Source organism: bacterium (assembly GCA_004322275.1).
GTDB lineage: Bacteria > Desulfobacterota > Deferrisomatia > Deferrisomatales > BM512 > SCTA01.
Map to the genome: position 1 here is coordinate 80,915 of SCTA01000032.1, position 20,024 is coordinate 100,938.

General features: G+C 58.0%; 14 protein-coding genes and 1 pseudogene. 8 read left to right on the forward strand and 7 right to left on the reverse strand.

What is annotated here, in order from left to right:
* The first annotated feature begins 60 nt into the window (after positions 1-60).
* The 4 genes and pseudogenes from ftsY to EPN96_09635 all read left to right on the forward strand — a co-directional run bounded on the left by ftsY (position 61) and on the right by EPN96_09635 (position 4,756).
* Complete coding sequence (gene ftsY, locus EPN96_09620; GenBank protein TAL16382.1) at positions 61-1,059, forward strand: signal recognition particle-docking protein FtsY; 999 nt, start codon at positions 61-63, stop codon at positions 1,057-1,059.
* Between the two features lie 102 nt (positions 1,060-1,161).
* Positions 1,162-2,058: a universal stress protein gene (locus tag EPN96_09625; protein ID TAL16383.1), complete on the forward strand. Its 897-nt coding sequence runs from the start codon at positions 1,162-1,164 to the stop codon at positions 2,056-2,058.
* A 64-nt stretch (positions 2,059-2,122) separates the two neighbouring features.
* Complete coding sequence (locus tag EPN96_09630; protein TAL16384.1) at positions 2,123-3,673, forward strand: ABC transporter substrate-binding protein; 1,551 nt, start codon at positions 2,123-2,125, stop codon at positions 3,671-3,673.
* Positions 3,674-4,358: 685 nt separating this feature from the next.
* Positions 4,359-4,756 (forward strand): annotated as a pseudogene (locus EPN96_09635) (hypothetical protein).
* Between the two features lie 1,311 nt (positions 4,757-6,067).
* Here EPN96_09635 and EPN96_09640 read toward each other — a convergent pair.
* The 4 genes from EPN96_09640 to EPN96_09655 all read right to left on the reverse strand — a co-directional run bounded on the left by EPN96_09640 (position 6,068) and on the right by EPN96_09655 (position 12,199).
* Complete coding sequence (locus tag EPN96_09640; GenBank protein TAL16407.1) at positions 6,068-8,155, reverse strand: glutamine synthetase type III; 2,088 nt, start codon at positions 8,153-8,155, stop codon at positions 6,068-6,070.
* Between the two features lie 449 nt (positions 8,156-8,604).
* Entirely contained in the window at positions 8,605-9,450 is an 846-nt protein-coding gene (locus tag EPN96_09645; protein TAL16385.1) for a hypothetical protein, read from the reverse strand.
* Between the two features lie 14 nt (positions 9,451-9,464).
* A complete protein-coding gene (locus EPN96_09650) occupies positions 9,465-9,959 on the reverse strand; it encodes a hypothetical protein (protein ID TAL16386.1) in 495 nt (164 codons plus the stop codon).
* 59 nt (positions 9,960-10,018) lie between these two features.
* Positions 10,019-12,199, reverse strand: a complete 2,181-nt coding sequence (locus EPN96_09655) for an adenylate/guanylate cyclase domain-containing protein (GenBank protein ID TAL16387.1) — start codon at positions 12,197-12,199, stop codon at positions 10,019-10,021.
* 136 nt (positions 12,200-12,335) lie between these two features.
* On the opposite strand from EPN96_09655, the gene EPN96_09660 reads away from it, so the two are divergent.
* From EPN96_09660 to EPN96_09675, 4 genes are read left to right on the forward strand one after another with little or no spacing between them, the layout of a single operon-like run.
* Positions 12,336-13,598, forward strand: coding sequence for a hypothetical protein (locus tag EPN96_09660; protein TAL16388.1), 1,263 nt, complete (start codon positions 12,336-12,338; stop codon positions 13,596-13,598).
* A 31-nt stretch (positions 13,599-13,629) separates the two neighbouring features.
* Positions 13,630-14,187: a GAF domain-containing protein gene (locus tag EPN96_09665; protein ID TAL16389.1), complete on the forward strand. Its 558-nt coding sequence runs from the start codon at positions 13,630-13,632 to the stop codon at positions 14,185-14,187.
* 14 nt (positions 14,188-14,201) lie between these two features.
* Positions 14,202-15,368: a DUF386 domain-containing protein gene (locus EPN96_09670; GenBank protein ID TAL16390.1), complete on the forward strand. Its 1,167-nt coding sequence runs from the start codon at positions 14,202-14,204 to the stop codon at positions 15,366-15,368.
* A 19-nt stretch (positions 15,369-15,387) separates the two neighbouring features.
* Positions 15,388-15,861 (forward strand): DUF386 domain-containing protein, encoded by a 474-nt coding sequence (locus EPN96_09675; GenBank protein TAL16391.1) that lies wholly within the window; start codon positions 15,388-15,390, stop codon positions 15,859-15,861.
* A 197-nt stretch (positions 15,862-16,058) separates the two neighbouring features.
* On the opposite strand, the gene EPN96_09680 is transcribed toward EPN96_09675, so the two are convergent.
* The 3 genes from EPN96_09680 to EPN96_09690 form a co-directional block, all read right to left on the reverse strand.
* Entirely contained in the window at positions 16,059-16,721 is a 663-nt protein-coding gene (locus EPN96_09680; GenBank protein ID TAL16392.1) for a diguanylate cyclase, read from the reverse strand.
* Positions 16,722-16,875: 154 nt separating this feature from the next.
* Entirely contained in the window at positions 16,876-18,531 is a 1,656-nt protein-coding gene (locus EPN96_09685; protein TAL16393.1) for a hypothetical protein, read from the reverse strand.
* Positions 18,528-19,985, reverse strand: a complete 1,458-nt coding sequence (locus tag EPN96_09690; protein TAL16394.1) for an acetyl-CoA carboxylase biotin carboxylase subunit — start codon at positions 19,983-19,985, stop codon at positions 18,528-18,530. Before EPN96_09690 ends, EPN96_09685 begins: the two co-directional genes overlap by 4 nt.
* Positions 19,986-20,024: the final 39 nt, after the last annotated feature.

Consider the following 20,024-nt stretch of genomic DNA (forward strand, 5'->3'; position numbering starts at 1 on the left):
TTCCTCGCCGGAAGACAAAAAACCGCGCCTCTCAACTCTCGAACGCAAAGGCGAAATTAATTGTCAGAAGATAAAAAGCCAGGTTTCCTCGGGAAAATTTTCGGCAAAACCGGCGGCGGGGCCGAAGCTCCCGTGGAAACTTCCGCCGAAGCTTCCTTTCTCGCCCGCCTGCGCGACGGCCTCACCAAGACCAGGTCCACCTTCCAGAAGGGGCTCGACCGCGCCCTCTTCGGCAAGAAGAAAGTGGACGCCGAAACCCTTGAAGAGCTTGAAGAAGCGCTCGTCACCGCCGACATAGGCGTAAACACCGCGCTTAGGCTGGTCGGCGAGGTCAGCGAGAGGGTCAGGCGCAACGAACTCTCCGACCCGGAGGCGCTGCGCGAGCATCTGAAGAAGAGAATCGGCGAGATACTCCTTCAGGACGAGGGGCATTTCGACCTCGGACCTGAAAAGCCCCGCGTCGTCCTCGTCATCGGCGTAAACGGCGTCGGAAAGACCACCACCATAGGGAAACTCGCGGCCAAATTCACCTCGCAGGGCAAAAAGGTGATAATCGGGGCCGCCGACACCTTCCGCGCCGCCGCCATCGAGCAACTCGCCGTCTGGGGAGAGCGAGCCGGGGCCGAGGTCGTCCGCCACGCCCACGGCTCCGACCCCGCCGCCGTCGCCTATGACGCGATAGAGGCGGGCAAGGCGCGCGGGGCGGATCTCGTCCTCATCGACACCGCCGGGAGGCTCCACACCAAGCACAACCTGATGGAGGAGATGAAGAAGATACGCCGCGTCTCCCAAAAGAGCCTCGAAGGGGCACCCCACGAGACGATGCTGGTTCTCGACGCCACCACCGGGCAAAACGCCATAAGCCAGGCCAAGCAGTTCATGGAGGCGGTCGGCGTCGATTCCATCGCGCTGACCAAGCTTGACGGAACAGCCAAGGGCGGGGTGATCGTCGGCATCTGCGACGAGCTTAAAATTCCCGTCAAATTCGTCGGAATCGGCGAGAAGGTCGAAGACCTCAGACCTTTCGATGCGAAAGAGTTCGTCGAAGCGCTCTTTTAAATCAAAGCCAGATATTCTCCCGCCCATATAGGGCCGAATTAGATTTCGGACGCCTTCCATCTTCTTTCTTTTGGACTATCATTCCGGAGAAAGGAGGTTCGCATGTCCCTTCGCAAATTGCTCTTCTCCACGAGACTCGAAGAATTTTCCCTCAGGGCAGTCGAATCGCTCTATTCCCTCAGGGAGGCCGGGCTTGAGGAGATGATTTTCCTCAACGTGGTCCACTACGACGAGAGCGCCGTCGCGGCGAGCTACGGCTTTGACAAGCACATCGCCGACGAACTGAGCGAATCGGCGCGGCTGCGCTTCGTGGAGTGGGAAAAGCGCGTAGCGGCTGAAGGACTTTCGGCGCGCCACGTAATAGAGCTCGGCAGGGTGGAGGACAAGATCATCGAGGTGGCCTGCCGCGAGGGGGTCGATCTCATAGTCCTGGGTGAAAGGCGCAGCCTTCCCCTCGATTCCGTCTACCTCGGCGGCGTTCCCATGGGGGTTGCGCGCCGCTCGCCGATACCGGTAATGATCTTCAAATCTCCCGAAGCGGCCGTAGCGCACCCCCTTAATCCGAGGCCCCTCAAAACGATCATCTACTGCACGGATTTTTCTGAGGTCTCCGACCTAGCTTACAAGTTCCTGAAGAGACTTTCCGGCGCTGTGGACAAGGTCGAGATAGTCAACCTCCTCACCGACGACGACTTCGCCGCCCACGACCCGGAGGAGATACGGACCGTGGAGGAGGGCAGGCTAAAGCTCATGGAGGGGATGGCGGCGGAGCTGCTGGAACTCGGGGTTCTGGCCGATACCCACATCTACGCCGGGGACGCCGCCCGCGAAATAATCACCGTCTGCGCCGAAAGGGATGCGACGGCGATTTTGATGGGAACGACCGGACGCCGGGGAGTCGTCGAGGCGGTAAAGGGGTCGCTCTCCCACCGCGTCGTGGAGAAATCCCCCGTCCCGGTCATATTGGTGCCGCTGCCGAAAAAGACTGCCTGCGAGTAGTTTGAGCGCAAGGTAAGGTAACGCAGCGGTTGACCTTACTGCGGGTTTCAAATAAAAATGCCGGATGGAAAGATTCAGGATATTAATTCTTCCGGCCGTCTTTGCGCTCGTGTTTCTGACGTGCCTGACCGGCTGCCGGGGCAGGGAGGGGCAGGGGAGAGCGCCGGACGAGTTCATCGTCGGCCTCGAAGGCGCTCCGGCCAGCCTCGACCCGCGCTACGCGACCGACGCCTACGGCGTGAGGATAATTCCCCTCCTCTTCAACGGCCTCCTAACCGAGGAGCCCTCCGGGGCGCTCGTTCCCGATCTCGCCGAAAGGTGGGAGAACCCTGATCCGCTGACTCACCGCCTGACCCTCAAAAAGAACGTCCGCTTTCACGACGGCTCGCCGTTTAGCTCTAAAGACGTAAAGGCCACCTTCTCCTACGTCATGGACCCGGCCAACGGCTGCCCCTCGGCGGGCTCGCTGAAGGCGCTTTCCTCCGTAGAGACCCCCGATGGCTACACGGTAGTCTTCCGGCTCAAAGAGCCCTTCGTCTCCTTTCCCTACCAGCTCCGGCAGGGGATATTGCCCGAGAGGCTAGCGGGCAAAAAGGACCTCGGGGAAGAGCTAACCGGAACCGGCCCCTTCAAACTCGACAGAATAAAGCCCGGCGAGGAGATTACCCTTTTGCCCAATCCGGAATGCTACAGGGGCGCTCCCCTCGTCGAAGGACTGCGCTTCCGGATACTGGGCAACGCCACAACGCGGCTTCTGGAGCTTAAATCCGGCGGAATCGATCTCCTGCAGAACGCCGTCCCGCCCTACTCGGTGAAGTTTCTCGAACGCGAGGAAAACCTGAAAATCATACGCGCTCCCGGCCCCTCCTACCAGTATCTCGGCTTCAATCTCGAAGACAAAATCGTCGGCGACGCGAAGGTCAGGCGGGCGATAGCCCACGCGCTGGACAGAAAATCCCTCATAGAGTTCGTTCTGCAGGGGCAGGCGCGGCCCGCGAAGGCGCTCTTCTCCCCGGAACACATCGCCTTCGCGCCGGGAGCGGAGGAGATTCCCTTCGACCTCGAAGAGGCGAAGACCCTTCTCGACTCTGCGGGGTACCCCGACCCCGACGGCGACGGCCCCGCCATGCGCTTTTCGCTCTCGTACAAGACCTCCAGCGACAAGACCGCCAACGAGGTGGCGCAGGTCATCGCCAATCAGCTTCGCCGGGCGGGAATAGGCGTCGAGGTGCGCAGCTTCGAGTGGGGGACCTTCTTCGGCGACGTGAAGAAGGGCAACTTCCAGATGATGAGCCTTCGGTGGATAGGGCTCACCGACCCGGATGTCCTCCACTATATCTTCCACTCCTCCTCTGTGCCCCCGGCGGGGGCCAACAGGGGAAGGGTGAGGGACGCCGAAATAGACGCCTGGCTCGACGCCTCGCGAAGCGAGCCCGATTTCTCCAAGCGGATGGAGCTTTACAGGAAGGCGCAGGAGAAGGCAGCCAGCGAGTGCTATTACGTCAGCCTCTGGTGGCTGGACAACGTCGTCGTGATGAACAGGGGGTTCGACGGCTTTACGCCCTATCCCGGCGGGGAATATACCAGTCTGGCGAAGGTCAGGAGGGTCAGGTAGTCGCGGGTGCCGTTAGCCGCGAAGCGGCGTAACGCACCAATTCCCCATCGTCATTCTCGCGCGAAGCGCGGGAATCCAGGGGTTTATTGTAGGATGGGCTTTAGCCCATCGGTCTACGTCTGTGGGGCTTTGCCCCACACCCCTTGGTACTTCTTTTAGAAAGAAGTACCCAAGAAATCGGCCCGGAAGGAGACGCTCGCTCTACGAGCGACCGGTCGCTACGGCGGGGGCGTGAGGGGGCACTCGTTCGCTGACCCCCCCGCCGCCCTATCCGCCTCCGCTCCCTGCGTCACCTACGGGCCACGAGGGGGAACGAAAAGAAGGCTCGTCCAAAAACAGGATAACGGAATGTTTTTGGACTCGAAGGTAAAATTTTTACACGTATGCAGTGAATAGTTGTAAATAATTTACCTTCGAGCCGATAAGTACATGTAATTTCACTTATCGGCGAGCCATCTTTACGTTCCCCACGCTCTCCGGTGCCCAGCGAACGAGGTAGCGAGGGGGTTTCGAGCTTGCCATGAGCCGAAGGCGATTTGCACGCTCGCCGAGCGGACGAGTGATAAGCATGGAGAAATGTATTTTGACCGAAAAGTGCTATTGGTTTCTCTGCTTTGAACCCGTTAGTGCAAGCCCTGCAACCAAGATATTCGGATTTTCCGAATTCCTCGCCGCAGTAGCACTACTGGCAGTTGTCTATACGGTTACCGATGTCAGATATAAATTTCGGATTGCCGTAACACCTAGCCGGTTTGGATCGCTTCATGCCACAACATTTTACTTAACCGCTATAATCGGTCTGCAAACACTACTTACCGAAGTGTGGATCAATGAAGGCTGGTGGGTTCCAAAGACCGCTGGCTCACGCATTCCACATGGCAGGGCATCTTTGGCTTGCTATTCCTTTCCACGATTTTAACTTGGATGTATTGCGCATTTATCCGCCCGCCGGTTTTCTGCCGCCGCAATGCTCTTCGTTTTGGACAAGTGCTTTACAAGTACATCCAGCGTGGAAATGACGAAGAACTGAAGGTTATTGCGGACGAGTTAGCCAAGTCTGCGAAACCTTTGGTCATGCATAGCAGGCGTCTAAATCGCCGTACTTCTGATGTAGAAACATTAAGGGGGCAACCCCACAAAAAGAGGGCTGGGGTTGAAGATTATGCCTACGACATATTATTGCTAATCGCCAATCGCAAGTTTTGTCGAAATATTGTTGGATCGTCACCCGTAACCGCCCAAGCTTTCTTTGAGGAGATGACCAGCGCAAGCAAGTTCGACATCCCGATAGGGCAGTTCGCACGAAATATCTCCAGCGAAGCCGTGGCTCAAAAGGGGTCGTTTCTTTACGATGAAGCCGATGGATACTATTCGGGGTTGCTGGGTTATCTAAAACCGGTGACTAAAGCAGTGTATGGGGACTATTCACTCGTGGAAGCTCTAGCGAACAACTTTGACTCGCCGCTAGATCTCCATTACGAAGAGCAATGGGGATGGGATGCCAAACAATGGGAAGCCTATTGCCGTGCTACACTTATCACTTTTAAAGACTATTTAGAAAAAGGTTATGGTTCTCAACATTCCTATGCTCTTAATCGCACGTTTAAAAACATGGAAAGCGCCTATCGCGATTTGTACAAACTCAACGATACGCCTTATGAATATCTTACCGATACATATGGGCGGCTTCGCGTGGTTGTAGAATTTGTAAAGGATGCTATCGATCTTATCGATAAGCATCCCAATCCACCTGAGCCGTTACGCCGAATTCGTGAGGGAACATATCCGAAGAATATTTACGATCATCTGGCACTTCTGATCTTTGACATGATATCAGCCGCTTCAATGGTGAAATCTCCACCTGAGACATGTTGGTCCATCCACCACAATATGATTTGGAGCCGTATTTTCACTAGGTACGGTGGTAAGGATGGGAAAGCTTTTAAAATTGTGCGCTTCAAGGTTCGTCGCCTTCTGTACGATGAAATCGCGATAATGACCAAACACCCAAATTATAAGGGTGCAATGATCCTTGGCTATTGCTTGAACGTTTTTGGAATGACGACAAACACTAAGAAAGATTTTGACAGGGATTCCTATGCACTAGCCAAAGCAGTTCAATCCTGGACTCGAAAATACTACCTTGATATGCGGCAAGAATATCCTGACGTTGCCGAGTCGGTTTTAATAGGCAGCGTCAGCTTTGACGAGACCGGTAGCAGGCTTGTTAAAACTTATTTAAAAGGATTAAACCGCGAGGCTCCAAAGGCATATTTAGTTCTGGATCAACCTTCACAATTATCCACTTCCGGTTGAGGAACGAAAAACCGGCAACTAGAAGCAAACAAAAAGGGAGCCTTTCGGCTCCCTTTTTTACATCATAATTACAAACTTTTAGAGCTTGAAGAGGAGGTCGCTGTAGACGGGGACGGGCCAGAGGTCGCGGGGCATGACGGCTTCGAGGGCGTCGATGTCGGCGCGAAGGGCCTGGCAGGCGGGGAAGACCTTGTCTCTGTAGACCTTGGCCTGCTTCTCTACGTTCCAGACTCCCTGGGCTTCCTTGGCGATAACTTCAAGCGCCTTGAGGTTCTTGTAGGCGGACTTGAGGAGGCCGCCTACTTCGGCGAGAAGGGTGCGCTGCACTTCGCCGTGCTCTCCGGAGAGGGCGGCGGAGTTGCCGAGCTCTTCCATGTACTGGATTACGGCGGGTATGTACTGGCGCTTTACCATCTGCATGGAGGCCTGGGCCTCGATGTTGATGTGCTTGGAGTACTGCTCGACGTAGATGTCGTAGCGGGAGTGGAGCTCTTCCTTGGAAAGGACGCAGTATTTGCCGAAAAGCTCGATGGCCTTGGGAGAGACGAAGGCCTTGAGGGCGTCGATGGTGTTGCGGACGTTGGGGAGGCCGCGCTTCTTGGCTTCCTTGGCCCACTCGTCGGAGTAGTTGTTGCCGTTGAAGATGATGCGGCCGTGTTCCTTTACGGTGTCTTTGATGATGGCGAGGATCTCGGTGTTGACGTTCTTGGCTTTTTCAAGCCGCTTGGCGACGTAGTCGAGCGATTCGGCGACGATGGTGTTTAGCGCTACGTTGGGGCCGGAGATCGACTGGGAGGAGCCGACCATGCGGAACTCGAACTTGTTGCCGGTGAAGGCGAAGGGCGAGGTTCTGTTGCGGTCGGTGTTGTCCCTCGGGAACTCGGGAAGGGTGTCTACGCCGATCTTCATGATCTCGGCGGCCTTCTTGGCGGCCTTCTCTCCCTGCGCGATCTTCGTGAGGATGTCGGAAAGCTCTTCGCCGAGGAAGGCGGAGATGATCGCGGGCGGGGCTTCGTTGGCGCCGAGGCGGTGGTCGTTGCCGGAGCTGCCGCAGGTGGCGCGCATGATGTCGGCGTGGGTGTCAACCGCGCGAAGAAGCGCGCAGAGGAAGACGAGGAACTGGGCGTTCTCCGAGGGGGTGTGGCCGGGTTCGAGAAGGTTGACGCCGGTGTCGGTGGAGAGCGACCAGTTGTTGTGCTTGCCGGAGCCGTTGATGCCCGCGTAGGGCTTCTCGTGCAGCAGGCAGACCATGTCGTGGCGGAGAGCCACCTTCTGCATCGTCTCCATGACCAGCTGGTTGTGATCGGCGGCGATGTTGGTGGTGGAGAAGACGGGGGCCATTTCGTACTGGGCCGGGGCGACCTCGTTGTGCTTGGTCTTGGAGGTGATGCCCATCTTCCAGAGTTCGAGGTCGAGATCCTTCATGTAATCGGCGACGCGGTCTTTGATTGCGCCGAAGTACTGGTCTTCGAGTTCCTGACCCTTGGGGCCGGGCGCGCCGAAGAGGGTGCGGCCGCAGGCTATGAGGTCGAGCCTTTCGAGGTAGTATTCCTTGTCGACGAGGAAGTATTCCTGCTCCGGCCCTACGGTGGCGATTACCTTGCAGGCGGTGGTGTCGCCCATGGCGCGAAGGACGCGCAGAGCCTGGTCGGAGACGGCCTTCATCGAGCGAAGGAGCGGGGTCTTCTTGTCGAGCGCCTCGCCGTTGTAAGAGCAAAAGGCGGTGGGGATGGTGAGGGTTACGTCGCCGGAGGCGTCTTCCTTGAGGAAGGCGGGCGAGGTGCAGTCCCAGGCGGTGTAGCCGCGGGCCTCGAAGGTGGCGCGAAGGCCGCCGCTCGGGAAGGAGGAGGCGTCGGGCTCGCCCTGGATGAGCTGCTTGCCGGAGAACTCCATTATCACGCCGCCGTCGTCGGTCGGGGCGATGAAGGAGTCGTGCTTCTCGGCGGTGATGCCGGTGAGGGGCTGGAACCAGTGGGTGTAGTGGGTCGCGCCCTTTTCAAGCGCCCAGTCCTTCATGGCGTTCGCCACGATAGCGGCTACGGCGGGATTGAGGGGCAGGCCCTTTTCAATGGTCTCCCGGAGGGCCTTGTAGGTCTCCTTGGGAAGCCTTTCTTTCATAGTCTTGTCGTTGAATACGTTGCTGCCGAACACCTCGGGGACATTCATGTTGCCCATCTTTGAATTCTCCTTTGTGGATGCGGGTTTTTGGCCCGGTATCAACTTTGACCAAGCTAGAGAAGTATTCTGTTACAAAATTGTAGCCACAGTGTTTTCGCTGCGCTGAATCATCCTATTCTTTCGGTTTTAGCTCAAGAGGGTAAAAACCGAAAAAACGCGCTGAAATGAAATAATTTTAACAAAATTGTAGCACTGGCCCCAATTGCACTACATATATGTGCCTCAAAAACAGGCCAAGGCTACCCCGTTACGGAAAAAACCGCCGCCGGGGCCGGTATTTTCCTGTTTTCGTCCCTTTGCGGATACTTTACTTGCTCCTTTATAAAAAGCAAATCGCAGGCCAAAGAAAAGCAATAATTTTAAAAAAGACAAACGGAGGGAAATATAAAAAAAGCCCCGTTGTTTTGCGGGGCTTTTTGAGGAGGGAATTGCGGTGTCTACAGGGGGCGGGCGCTCGCCGTAAATCTCTCCGCGCCGGACTTTCCCTGAAAATTCGCGACTCCGAGACTCTCTTTCCAGCCTTTTATGCGGCTCTCGCGCTCCGCCGCCGGCGGGTGGGTTGCCCCCACGGACCTCTTTTTGCCGCCGTCCTTCTGGGCAATTTTCGCCAGGAGCCGCTCCAGTCCGTTGACGTCGTATCCGACCGCTGCGAGGAGGGTTATTGCGTCCTTGTCCGCTTCAAACTCGTCTTCTATCTTGTAGCCGCGCTCGAAGAGGATGTTCACTGAGGAATCGACCATTTCCTTGAAGATCATCCTGGCCGTTTTGGTGTTCGCGCCGATTACCTGCGAGAGGCCGGTGATCATCTCGTTGCCGGAGGAACGGACGTTCATCTCTTTTATGATGTGGCGGCCCGTTATGTGGGCGATTTCGTGGGCCAGAAGCGCGGCAAGCTCGGCCTCGTCCTCCATCAGTTCCAGCGCTCCTCTCGTCACGAAGACAAATCCTCCCGGCGCGGCGAAGGCGTTCACCACGTCGGTGTCGAGTATAGCGAAATGGTAATCGACCTCGGTCCGGGGGCCGTTCATGGCAAGCGCCGTCCCTACGAGGCCGAGGTAATCGTCAATCTTCTTGTTTTCGTAGAGGGGAAAGGTTCCGAGAATCTGGGCCGCGACCTCGCGCCCGAACTCGACCTCCGCTCCCACGTCTTCGAGGGTGTAATCGGCTATGCCTACGCTGCTTATGCGGGTGCGAAACTCTTCCCCGGCGCAGAAGGAGGGAGCGGGGGTGATACAGGTCAGAAGAAGGGCCGAAACGGTCAGGAGCGCTCTTTTGATTCCCATCGGATATACTCCCTTCACTTTTCGAGGCCGTTTAAAAAGGAGAGGGCCTTTTCAGGGTCGGTTTTTCTTTCCTCGACCTTTTTGAGGCTAAGATAATCGGCCTTCGTCCCCACTTCTTCGAGTCTCTGGCGCTCTTCGGAAACCAGCCCCCTGCTGGCCCCGGAGGTGGCGACCGAGGAGGCCCTTCGTCTCGCGCCCTTGGAGAGATCGTGCTCCTGAGACTCGAAGACGCTGCCGGATTGAAGGGGAGGGGTCTCGGAGAGTATCATCGAAGAAACCCAGCCGCTGAGTTCCGCCCTCTTGACCAGATTCCACTGGGGGCGGGATTCCATGACGGTTACGGCTTCGCCCCGGGGGACGGTTCCGACCACCTTTCCCCCGAAGTCTGGAACCGAATAGACCTTGGCGACCAGGCTCTTGACGTAGGCGGGCTTTTCCGCCGCGATTGCCGCAGTCGAAAAAAGCGCGGCGATGGTTGCCGCTACCGGCACGGCCAGCAGTTTTTTCAAGGCTTTACCCTCCTCACCGGGTAAGAGGTTCCGACGTTTTTACAACCTCTTAACAAGGGTTATTTCGTCTCCATGCCCAGGACCCCGTCCCAGTTTTCTCCGGGGTCGTTTTGCATGTAATGGTTTATTCTCTCTATCATTTTACGAGTGTACACATTTTGCGCCAGAGTTAAATAGAGGTTTATCGATTCCTGCCATTTCCTGGCGAGGTAAAGGTTGAAAGCCTCCTCCATGACCTTCGCCGTGGCGCGCGCAATTTCCAGCTCCTCGGGCGAGGGGTTTAGCCTCACAAGCGGCTGGTAAATGCGCACCGGCTCGGTCTTGCCCTTCACCCTCACGGCGTCGAGGACTCCGCAGGGGATTTTGCCCCCGAGGGCGCGGCAGGTGAATTCGGTGATGATGAGCGGGCAGCCGTAGCCCTTGGTCAGTCCCTCCACCCTCGAAGCCAGGTTCACCGTCTCGCCGATGACGGTGTAGTTGAGTTTTTTTGCGGAGCCGATGTTGCCGAGAACCGCCGTGCCGGTGTTCAGCCCTATTCCTATCGCCAGCGGCGCGAAACCCCTCTTCTGAAGCTCCGCGTTGACCTTCTCCAGCCTCTCCAGCATCAGGAGGGAGGCGAGAACGGCTTTTTCGGCGTGGTTCGGCTCGCGTATCGGAGCGCCCCAGAACCCCATTATCGCGTCGCCGATGAATTTGTCGATTGTACCGCGATATTCAAAGATGACGTCGGTCATTTCGGAGAAGTAGACGTTCAGCATCTCGACCACGCGGGGAGCGGTAAGCTGCTCGGAGATGGTGGTGAAACTTCTTATGTCGGAAAAGAGTACGGTGACGTTCTCCTCCGAGCCGAATTGCGCCGCCGAGCGCTCTTCGTCGTGCGAGATGAGCTCTTCGACTACCTCCGGCGGCACGTAAACGGAAAAGAGCTTCCGGACCCTCCTTCGCTCCTGCCCCTCGGTCATGGAGAAGACGACGAAGGCGGAGGAAGCCGAGAGAACCCCCGAGGCCGCTACGATCATCACCGGCCATACCGAGCCGATGACGAAGGCGTAAGCCGCTCCCGCCACGTAAAGGGCGATGAAGGAGAGCGGACCGGCGACCTTCTCCCACAGCCTCGGGGCGAAGGTGACCGCCCAGGAGGCAAATATGGCGAGGAGAATGGCTATGACGTTGCCGAACCAGGGCGGGGCGGGGGTGAGGAAGTCCTTGTCGAGGCAGTTGGAGAGCACCGAGGCCTGGAGGAAAACCCCCGGCGTCTTGCCGCTGAGGGGGGTGGACTTCAAATCGTAGACCCCGACGGCGCTCGACCCGATAAAGACGTATTTGTCACTAAATTCGCCCGGCGCGATGATGAGGTGCTCGGTTTCGCCCTTCATCATCATTTGGATGGAGGCGGCTATTCCGCTTATCGAATAGGTGTTGAAGTTGCCGTACAGATTGACGAGGTAGTTTCCCTTTCCGTCCAGAGGGATGGAGTAATCCTTGAGGTAAAGGCGCTCGGGGGTGAGGCGGAAAGGGTGACCGCCTTCTCCGAAGGCTACGGGGGTGAAGCCGAGCATGGGGAAGTAATCGCCGTCGTAAGGGCGCAGGAGGCGGGTGCGCCGGAAGACCCCGTCTGAATCCGGGGCGAAATCGACGGCGCCAACCGCCTGGGCCGCGGACTGTATCGGCTCAATCGGCAGGGCGTAGGAATTCGGCAGAGAATCGGCGGCCTGCTTCATGGAATCGGGGGTGTAACTGACCGAGAAACGTTCGATGAATTCCGGGGGCAGGGGTTTCCCGAGGAGGTCTTTATTGAACTCGTCCTCGGCGTCGCGCATGAACTGGGCGGCGTGGATATAGTTTCCGGCCGAAGCGGTGACTCCTGAAAGGCGCATATCCCCTTCGCTGTACCCGGAGTCCTGATTAACCCCGTTCCTCTCGTTTTCGACGAAGAGAACGTCCAGAAGCACGGCCCTTGGCTCCCCCATCGAGATGTATTCGAGGATGTCGGCCATGACCGAGCGGGGCCAGGGCCAGCGCCCGATGACGGGGTTCATCGCCTTGAGGGATGCCTCGTCTACGAGGACGACCGCCACGCCCTGATTGGCGGGTTTGTCGCTTCTCGTGAAGACCATCCTGATGTCGTAGGAGATCAGTTCGAGCCGGTCCAGGACGTAGCTGTCCTTTGCGGCGATGACGAGCAGCGCCGAAACGATTCCGACCAGAAGGGCGATAATTGTCTTTTTTAGTTTTTTCATTCCCTGCACCGAAAATTCTCTTCATTTTAGCTCATTTACGCCTCCCCTAACAAACATTGCTGCGAATGCTTTACTTGAGTGGCAAAATTCCAATAAGATAATCGTGAAAATTCCCCAATGAGTGAGAGAGGTACCCATGAGACCAAGACGCATTTCGCTCAGCCTCGCCGCTTCCCTGGCGCTCGTCCTGCCCGCCTTTTCCTCCTTCGCCGACGACAGCCATTACGTCAACATGATAATAGGCGACAGGGCTTCCGGCATGGGGGGGGCCTACACGGCCGTTTCCGACGATCCTTCGGGGATGTACTACAATCCCGCCGGCATTGTCTTCGGATCCGGAGACGAGATGAGCGCCTCCATGAACGCCTACCAGAAAACCAGGACGACCTACGAGAATCTGGAAGAGCTGGGCGGAATAGACTGGAACCGCGAATCCGGAGCGCTTATCCCGAATTTCTTCGGCGTCACCCGGAACTTCGGCGACTGGGCGATCGGTTTTTCCTACGCCGTGCCGGATTCCTCCATCGAGGACCAGAATCAGGAGTTTCTCGACCTAAACGCTTCGGTGGACCGCTTCCTCATAAATTTCCGCGAGGAGATAAACGTCCTTCTCTTCGGCCCCTCGATAGCCTGGGCTCCGGACAAGGATTTGTCCGTCGGCCTCACCCTCAACTACTTTTCCCGCAAGCACGACCTGATAAACAACCAGATGCTTTTTTTCAACGACGGAACCTCCCACTGGCAGAACAATTACTTCAAGTCCAACGAGTCGGGGCTGCACCCCATACTGGGCGTGATGTGGACCCCGGCAGACAGGGTTTCGGTGGGGGCGCGGCTTGCCCACACCTTCCTTTTTGACAGCGACATCCGCATCCAGCAGTCGAGCAGGGGGTACATCACGAGCCTCGATCCCCCCGTCTACGATCCCGACACACTTACCGCCACCCTGACAAACACCGATTCCAAGAGGGAATATCCCTACGAGATAGGAGTGGGCGCGGCGTGGTTCCCGAACAACCAGTTCATGCTCTCCGGCGATTTCACCTACTGGACCTCCACCGGCGAGACGGATTTCGACCCCGGCAAGGCCGCCACCTGGAACGCCGCCGTGGGCATGGAATACTATCCGAGCCGCTCCTGGGCTCTTCGCGCGGGTCTTTTCACCAACAGAGCCAGCACCGATGAGGTCGAGACCGGCGAGGCGAATCAGGACCCCCACGTTGACATCTTCGGAGGCACTTTGAGCGGGACCCTCTTTTCCAAGGGAACCTCCATCACCATCGGCGGAGTTTACAGCCGGGGCGCCGGTGACGCGCAGCTTTTCGCCGACACCGATTCGGTGCAGGACGTTACAACCGAGACGATGGCCCTCTTCTTCTCGACGGCGTACAATTATTAAAACTTAAAATGCACAGGCTGCGGAGGATAAAATGTCGCCGGGCGAATATCTAAAAGATGAAAAGATAAAGAGCCGCCTGATCGAGATAATTCAGGATCTGGCCGCGGAAAAGAACAAGGACGCTCTCCTTGAGAAGATACTGTCCGGGGCGAGGGAGCTTACCCGCGCCGACGCGGGGACCCTTTACGTGGTAAGCGGCGGCAGGCTCCACTTCAAGGTCTTTCAGAACGACACCATCGGCATAAACTACGGCCCTACCTCGGAGACCGTTCTGGTGCTTCAGCCGGTTTCGATCGACGAGACCACGGTATCCGGCTTCGCCGCCTCCAGGGGGCTTGCCCTCAACATCCCCGATGTCTACCTGAGCAGCAGCTTCGACTTTTCCGGCCCGAAAAAGTACGACGCGAAGAGCGGCTACAAGTCAAAGTCGATGCTGGTGGTTCCGCTCCGGAACAAGAACGGCTCCGTAATCGGGGTCCTGCAGCTCATCAACTCCATCGATCCCGCGACAAAAGAGATAGTCTCTTTCCCGAGGCGCCTTGAGGAGCTTGCGGCGGCCTTCGCGAGCCACGCTGCGGAAACACTCTGAAAAAGGAGCGGCGGATGGCCCTTACGGGAACTCGTGAAGAGCTTTTGGCGGGCATAGACGACCAGCGGACCAATATAGGGCTTCTCTACCTCAAGTCCATCAGCCCGCGCTTACTGCGAAATTATGGGCCCGGTCACAATGAGCGCATTAATATATCCAGTGGCGAAATATTCGCTCTTCACCAGGTCTATGAGACCAAGCCCACAGAAGAGGCCAAGTACGAGGCCCACCAGAAGTACATCGACATTCATTTCATAATCTCCGGCGAGGAGATGGCACGGGTCGCAAAGATTGAGGGGCAGGAGCCCTATTACGAAAGGAATGACGTGGCCTTCTACGCGCCCGGTGAGGGCGACGAGTTTATACTCAGGGCGGGCCGCGCAGCCATCTTCTACCCCGACGACATCCATTCCACAGGCCTTGACCCCGGAGGCGAAGGGGTTCTGGTAAGAAAAATAGTAGTCAAAGTGCGTATCGACTCCTCTTGGGCCGAGGAGACCGGCGTTCCTCGGCTGGAAGTTAATGCGAAGTCGCCGGACGTTACCTCAAAGAATTTTCAAGTCCCAAGAGGAGCTTCGGCGCCGGAGGAGAAGCAATCCCGCAAATGGCTTTTTCTGGACCGCATTCTTGGTTTGAAGGCGTGGATGGTTTGCGCTGCGGTTTTCGCCACGCAGGTTCCGATTCTGATTTGGGCCGGTTCCGGTAGAGGGGAATTTTGGGCCGTAGCGGTAATGGCCTTTATGATGCCGGTATTTCTCGGTTCACTGAACCTTTGGCTGTGGGCGCTTGGCACGAGGTTTCACGGGTGGTTGCCCAAAAAATTGAGGGACAAGACGGGTTTCTTCCGGACCTGCATAATCTACAGTGAGACATACACGATCTTCTGGGTCGCTGCGTTGTGGGTGGCGGGTAATTTGATGGGACTGCCCATGCACCACGGTCTCGGCTACTTTTTCTACGCCCTGTTGATTCCGTTCATTTTATTGTCGGCTGTTTTTATGCTCTATGCCAATTATTACGTCGCAACCCGCCTTATTATGGCCGAGACCATGAAAAGAGCCCTTTTCGCCGAGTGGGCGGGTCCCTTTTTAATGATTTGCCTTTACCCTGTCGGCATCTGGTTCATCCAGCCGAGGGTTAACCGCCTCTACGAAAAGCACGCGGGCCTCCTGGTTGGATAAAAAGTACAGGAGTTAAAAAATGGCGCTCGCTGGAATGCTCGATGAACTTATCGCCAGGGTGAAGGACAAGAAACTTTTGCCGGGGCTGCAATTCCTCCAAGCCCTCTCGCCGGATTTCATGGCGCAAAAAGGCCCGGGGTTCGTCGGCAGGTTCGAGATAGAGGAGGAGAATCTCTTCGCCCTTCACCAGGTTTACGCCACCAGCCCCGAAAGCGCCGCGCGCTTCGAGGGCCATAAAAAATACATAGACCTGCAGTACATACTCGGAGGGGAGGAGCGGATACTTCTGACCCGCCTTGACGAGCTAGAGCCCTCGGTTCCCTACGACGAGGAAAAGGACATCGCCTTCTACAAGCCGAAGGTGTGGGGCGAAATCATCCTGAAGGCGGGAATGGTCGCGGTATTTTACCCGAAAGACCTTCACGCCCCCGGCCTCAGCACCGCCTCCGGGCCTTCTATCGTAAGGAAGACGGTGGTTAAAGTAAGAATCTAAGGGTGTCCGGCGCATCCTTTCCGTTCCGGGCTTCGTCATGTCCTCGCTCAAGGGCTCGCCGTAGCGCTGCTACTGCCTCGCCCTTTCGCTGCGGGATTCCTTGCCGGGAACGGAAAACCGCGCCGGAAATTCTAAAAGCTACTGCTATTCTATGGCTTTTCCGTCGAAGCTCTAAGCCCGAAGACGGCAGCTTGCAACTATTCAAAGACAAGCTCGCCGAAAGTCTCAGGCAGATGGAAGTTCTTTTCGGGTAGAGGCATCCAGGAAGACCAGTGGGGGTGTGAGGTCCTGTCGCCGCACTTGTAGAAATTCCCCCGCCAACGGTTATCTCCGCCCAACGGTTTCCCCACGTATTTTTCGACTATTTCAAAGGGAATGAAAAAGGCAAGCGTCCAGTGGAGAGGCTCCTGCACCTCGGGGAAGACCGTGGGCGGCAGCGAGGACTTCACCCCTACCTTTCCTGCGTCTTCCGGGCTAAGGGGAGTAAAGCCCCGGAGCCCCTTGCCGGTCCGCCTGTGGTCCGTGACGAAACCCGCCAGCATCGCCCCTCCCGCGTTGAACTCGAAATTGAAATATCCGGCGGATATGTCGGGGCGAAAGAAAAACTCCACGCAGCTGTCCTCGTAAACGGGGTCGCAAAACCGGGTGTGGACGCTTCTGACGTAGCGGTCGCGGACGCGAAAGAGGCCGTGAAGCCCTGCGACGCTCCTGTAGAGCCTGATTTCCGTTGCAGGGCGGTGGGCGCTTCCCTCAGGCCGGAAATGGTTGAGGGAGACGGCGGGGAGACCGGCGAGGAGCGGAGAATCCCACCCGGTTTCGAGCGGAAGAAAGGGGAGAAGAGGAACCGGCAGAGTATCCATTTACTAAAAGATTTCGCGCGGGAGATTCCGGCAAACTATTTCGGCGAAGGGCAAGGAGTCCGCAGGGCGCGAGGTCGCAGGCAGTAGAGTGACTACGCCAAGACCCGCGCCCGAGAAACGACGCAGCCATTCACCGAAAGAGGAAGCCGGACAATCAGATGTTCTTCGGGAAAGAGTAGAGAATCTCCACAACCTGCCCATCCTTCCTCATCACCACCGGCAAAGTGCGCTTCCCCTTCGGAAGTATCTCCAGAATCTTTATGCGGTGGCTCTTGCCGTGATGCTTGAGGACGAATTCCGGCGCGGAGTCGGCCGGCGGGAAGGCGACCTCTATCGAGGAGGTTTCTCCGCCGATGCGCATGAAGAGGGTGCGCTTGTTCCCCTTCATCGGGCCCAGCCCTTCGAGGTTGACTTCAAAGGATTCGCCCTGGTGCTCGACGATAACCTTTCGCGGAATGCGCGAATCGGCGGGCATCTCGCTCCTGGTCTCGTCGGAGGTTTTCGCGGACTTTAAAAGGTCGAGGCCCTCGCCGTCGCCGAAAAGTATCATGGTCAGCTTCTCGGCGGCGGTTGCCGTGGGGCCGAAATCAGCGTGGTCGAAGTCCTGCAGGGGCGCTTCGCTATCGAGGGACTTGTCCTTTGCGCGTGTGACGAGGTCGCCGCGGATAGCGTGCCTCGGCTGGCCGTAGGCGCCGCGAAGGTAGGTTACGGCTCGCGGAGTGAGGGACGAATAGGGAACGTCGTTGCAGACGTTTTCAGCCGTCTGCGAGCACACCGCCTCCAGCAGCGGAGTGAGGAGGGGAGGGCAGCCGAGATCTTCCCAGACCTTGGGCGCTTCCTCCCAGGCTCTCGTCATCAGATCGGAGCGTTCGCGGCGCATCAACTCGTTTGCGAGGGTTCTTTTCACCGTCGAGGGCATCTCGCCGCGAAGGAGAGCGTGATCGACGCCGTGAAGGACCTTGTGGCCGAAGCCCTTCCTCTCCTTCGCCTCGTCAAACCACCTTGAGACGTTTTCGAGGGCGGTGAGGTCTATCGCGGGAGCCCTTTTCGAGCCGCGAAGGGCCATCAGGAGCGATTCGGCGCGCGGCGGGCTGTAGGTCCAGGCGAGGGAGGAGACGGTGGCGTCGGCGAAGGCCGCCCCGGCGCTTACTCCCGCCTCTATCGCGGCCGCCGACATCAGGCTGGTGTCGTGGACGTGCAGGCGAAGGGGCAGCGAGCAGTGCTGGGTGAAGGAGCGGACGAGGCTCGCGAGGTGCGCGGGCGAAAGGAGGCCGAAGGGGTCCTGAAGGGCTATCTCGTCGGCCCCGGCGTCGGTAAAGGTAACTCCCGCCTCCAGCAGCGCGTCTCTCGGGTCCTGCATCAGTCCCCAGGCGACAGGAACGGCGGCGGTGACCTTGAAGCCGGTGAACTTTGCCATCTCGACGACCATGCGTGCGCCGTCGATATCGATGCCGGGGTCGGAAACCTTGATGTGGTCAACGCCGAGGTCGCTCAGCAGGCGCAGGGTGGCCCGGATGGTGGAAAGGGGCGCGGGACTGGAGCCGAAGAGGAGCTTCGAGCGCAGCACCACCTGCAGAGGGGTATTCGGAAGGCCCCGGCGTATTACGCGCAGCCTCTCCCACGGGTCTTCCCGCAGCAGATGAACGACCCTCTCGGCGCTTCCGCCTCCGAAGCCGTCCACACCGGCGTAACCCACCTTGTCCAGAAGCCTTACGACCTCGCCCAACTCATGCGACCGAAGGTGGAGGGAGACGAAATCGCCCACCGAGTCGCGGAGAGTTGCGTCGTATATTCCTACGGGAGGTCTCACGGCTCGTTCTCCATGCGTTCAATTTCAGGCGGCGTGCCCGAGGCGATACAGTGTGCGAAAAGGGCTGCCCCGGCCAGGAAGAAGGGGTCGAGGGGCTCCACCGGGTCGGGATAGTGGAAGGAATCGGCCTTCTCTTCGAGAAAATTGTTGTTGAAATTGCCCGCCCTAAAATCGGGGTCTTCGATGATTCGCCGGTAGAAGGGCACCGTCGTCTGGATGCCGCGAATGACGTACTCCTCCAGCGCCCTCGAAAGGCGGCAGAGCGCCTCGTCCCAGGTGCGCCCCCAGACGCAGAGCTTCGAGATCATCGGGTCGAAGAAGGGGAGGACCTCGTAGCCGGAATAGATGCAGGAATCCAGCCGGACCCCGAAACCGCCGGGGGATAGGTAGCGGGTGATCTTGCCCGGCGAGGGCATGAAGCTGTTAAGCGGATCTTCCGCGTTGATGCGGCACTCGATGGCGTAGCCGCGAAGGGCGACCTCTTCCTGCGTGAAGGAGAGCTTCTCGCCAGCGGCGACCCGAATCATCTCCTTGACGATGTCGATGCCCGTGACCATCTCGGTTACGGTGTGCTCGACCTGTATGCGGGTGTTCATCTCAAGGAAGTAATAACGCCCGTCCGGCTCCATCAGGAACTCAAGAGTGCCGACCGAATCGTACCCCACCTCTTTGCAGAGCGAGATTGCCACTTCGCCCATCTCGGCGCGGGTCTTCTCGTCGAGGACGAGCGAGGGGGCGACCTCGATGAGCTTCTGGTGTCTGCGCTGGATAGAGCAGTCGCGCTCGCCGAGGTGGGCGCGGCTGCCGTGCTTGTCGCAGATGACCTGAATCTCGATGTGGCGCGGCTGCTCGATGTAGCGTTCGAGGTACATCCTGCCGTCGCCGAAGGATTTTTGCGCCTCGGAGGAGGCGTTCTCGAACCCGGTCTGAATCTCGGAGGCCGTGCGGATGACGCGCATCCCCTTGCCGCCGCCGCCCGCTACCGCCTTCAGCATCACCGGATAGCCAATCTTGACGGCCCACTTGAGGGCCTCCTTGACGTTCTCAAGCGCCGGGGCCGCCGGGATGACCGGAACGCCCGCGCGGATAGCCACCTGCCGGGCCTCGATCTTGTCGCCCATCATATCGATGGCCTTCACGTTCGGGCCGATGAGGGTAATCCCGCGCTTGGCAAGCGCGATCGAAAGGGCCGACTTCTCCGAGAGAAAGCCGTAGCCGGGGTGTACCGCGTCCGCCCCCATCTTTTTGGCCACGTCCGCGATCTGCTCGGCGTCCAGATACCCGCCGCGCGGGCCGGGCTCCACCAGAATGGCCTCGTCGGCCTTTGAAACGTGGACGCAGTGGGAATCCTGCTCGGTGTAGATGGCCACCGTCGGGATGCCCAGCTCGCGGCACGCCCGGTGTATTCTCACCGCGATCTCGCCGCGGTTGGCTATTAGAACTTTCTTGAACACTTCCTATGCATCCTTTTAAAGCAAATTTTTCTGCGTTGC

What these genes read in the sequence shown, in the direction of transcription:
- EPN96_09625 (TAL16383.1), top strand. Translation starts at nt 1,162, where the DNA reads ATGTCCCTTCGCAAATTGCTCTTCTCCACGAGACTCGAAGAATTTTCC.
- EPN96_09630 (TAL16384.1), top strand. Translation starts at nt 2,123, where the DNA reads ATGGAAAGATTCAGGATATTAATTCTTCCGGCCGTCTTTGCGCTCGTG.
- EPN96_09640 (TAL16407.1), bottom strand. Translation starts at nt 8,155, where the DNA reads ATGAATGTCCCCGAGGTGTTCGGCAGCAACGTATTCAACGACAAGACT.
- EPN96_09645 (TAL16385.1), bottom strand. Translation starts at nt 9,450, where the DNA reads ATGGGAATCAAAAGAGCGCTCCTGACCGTTTCGGCCCTTCTTCTGACC.
- EPN96_09655 (TAL16387.1), bottom strand. Translation starts at nt 12,199, where the DNA reads ATGAAAAAACTAAAAAAGACAATTATCGCCCTTCTGGTCGGAATCGTT.
- EPN96_09660 (TAL16388.1), top strand. Translation starts at nt 12,336, where the DNA reads ATGAGACCAAGACGCATTTCGCTCAGCCTCGCCGCTTCCCTGGCGCTC.
- EPN96_09665 (TAL16389.1), top strand. Translation starts at nt 13,630, where the DNA reads ATGTCGCCGGGCGAATATCTAAAAGATGAAAAGATAAAGAGCCGCCTG.
- EPN96_09670 (TAL16390.1), top strand. Translation starts at nt 14,202, where the DNA reads ATGGCCCTTACGGGAACTCGTGAAGAGCTTTTGGCGGGCATAGACGAC.
- EPN96_09675 (TAL16391.1), top strand. Translation starts at nt 15,388, where the DNA reads ATGGCGCTCGCTGGAATGCTCGATGAACTTATCGCCAGGGTGAAGGAC.
- EPN96_09680 (TAL16392.1), bottom strand. Translation starts at nt 16,721, where the DNA reads ATGGATACTCTGCCGGTTCCTCTTCTCCCCTTTCTTCCGCTCGAAACC.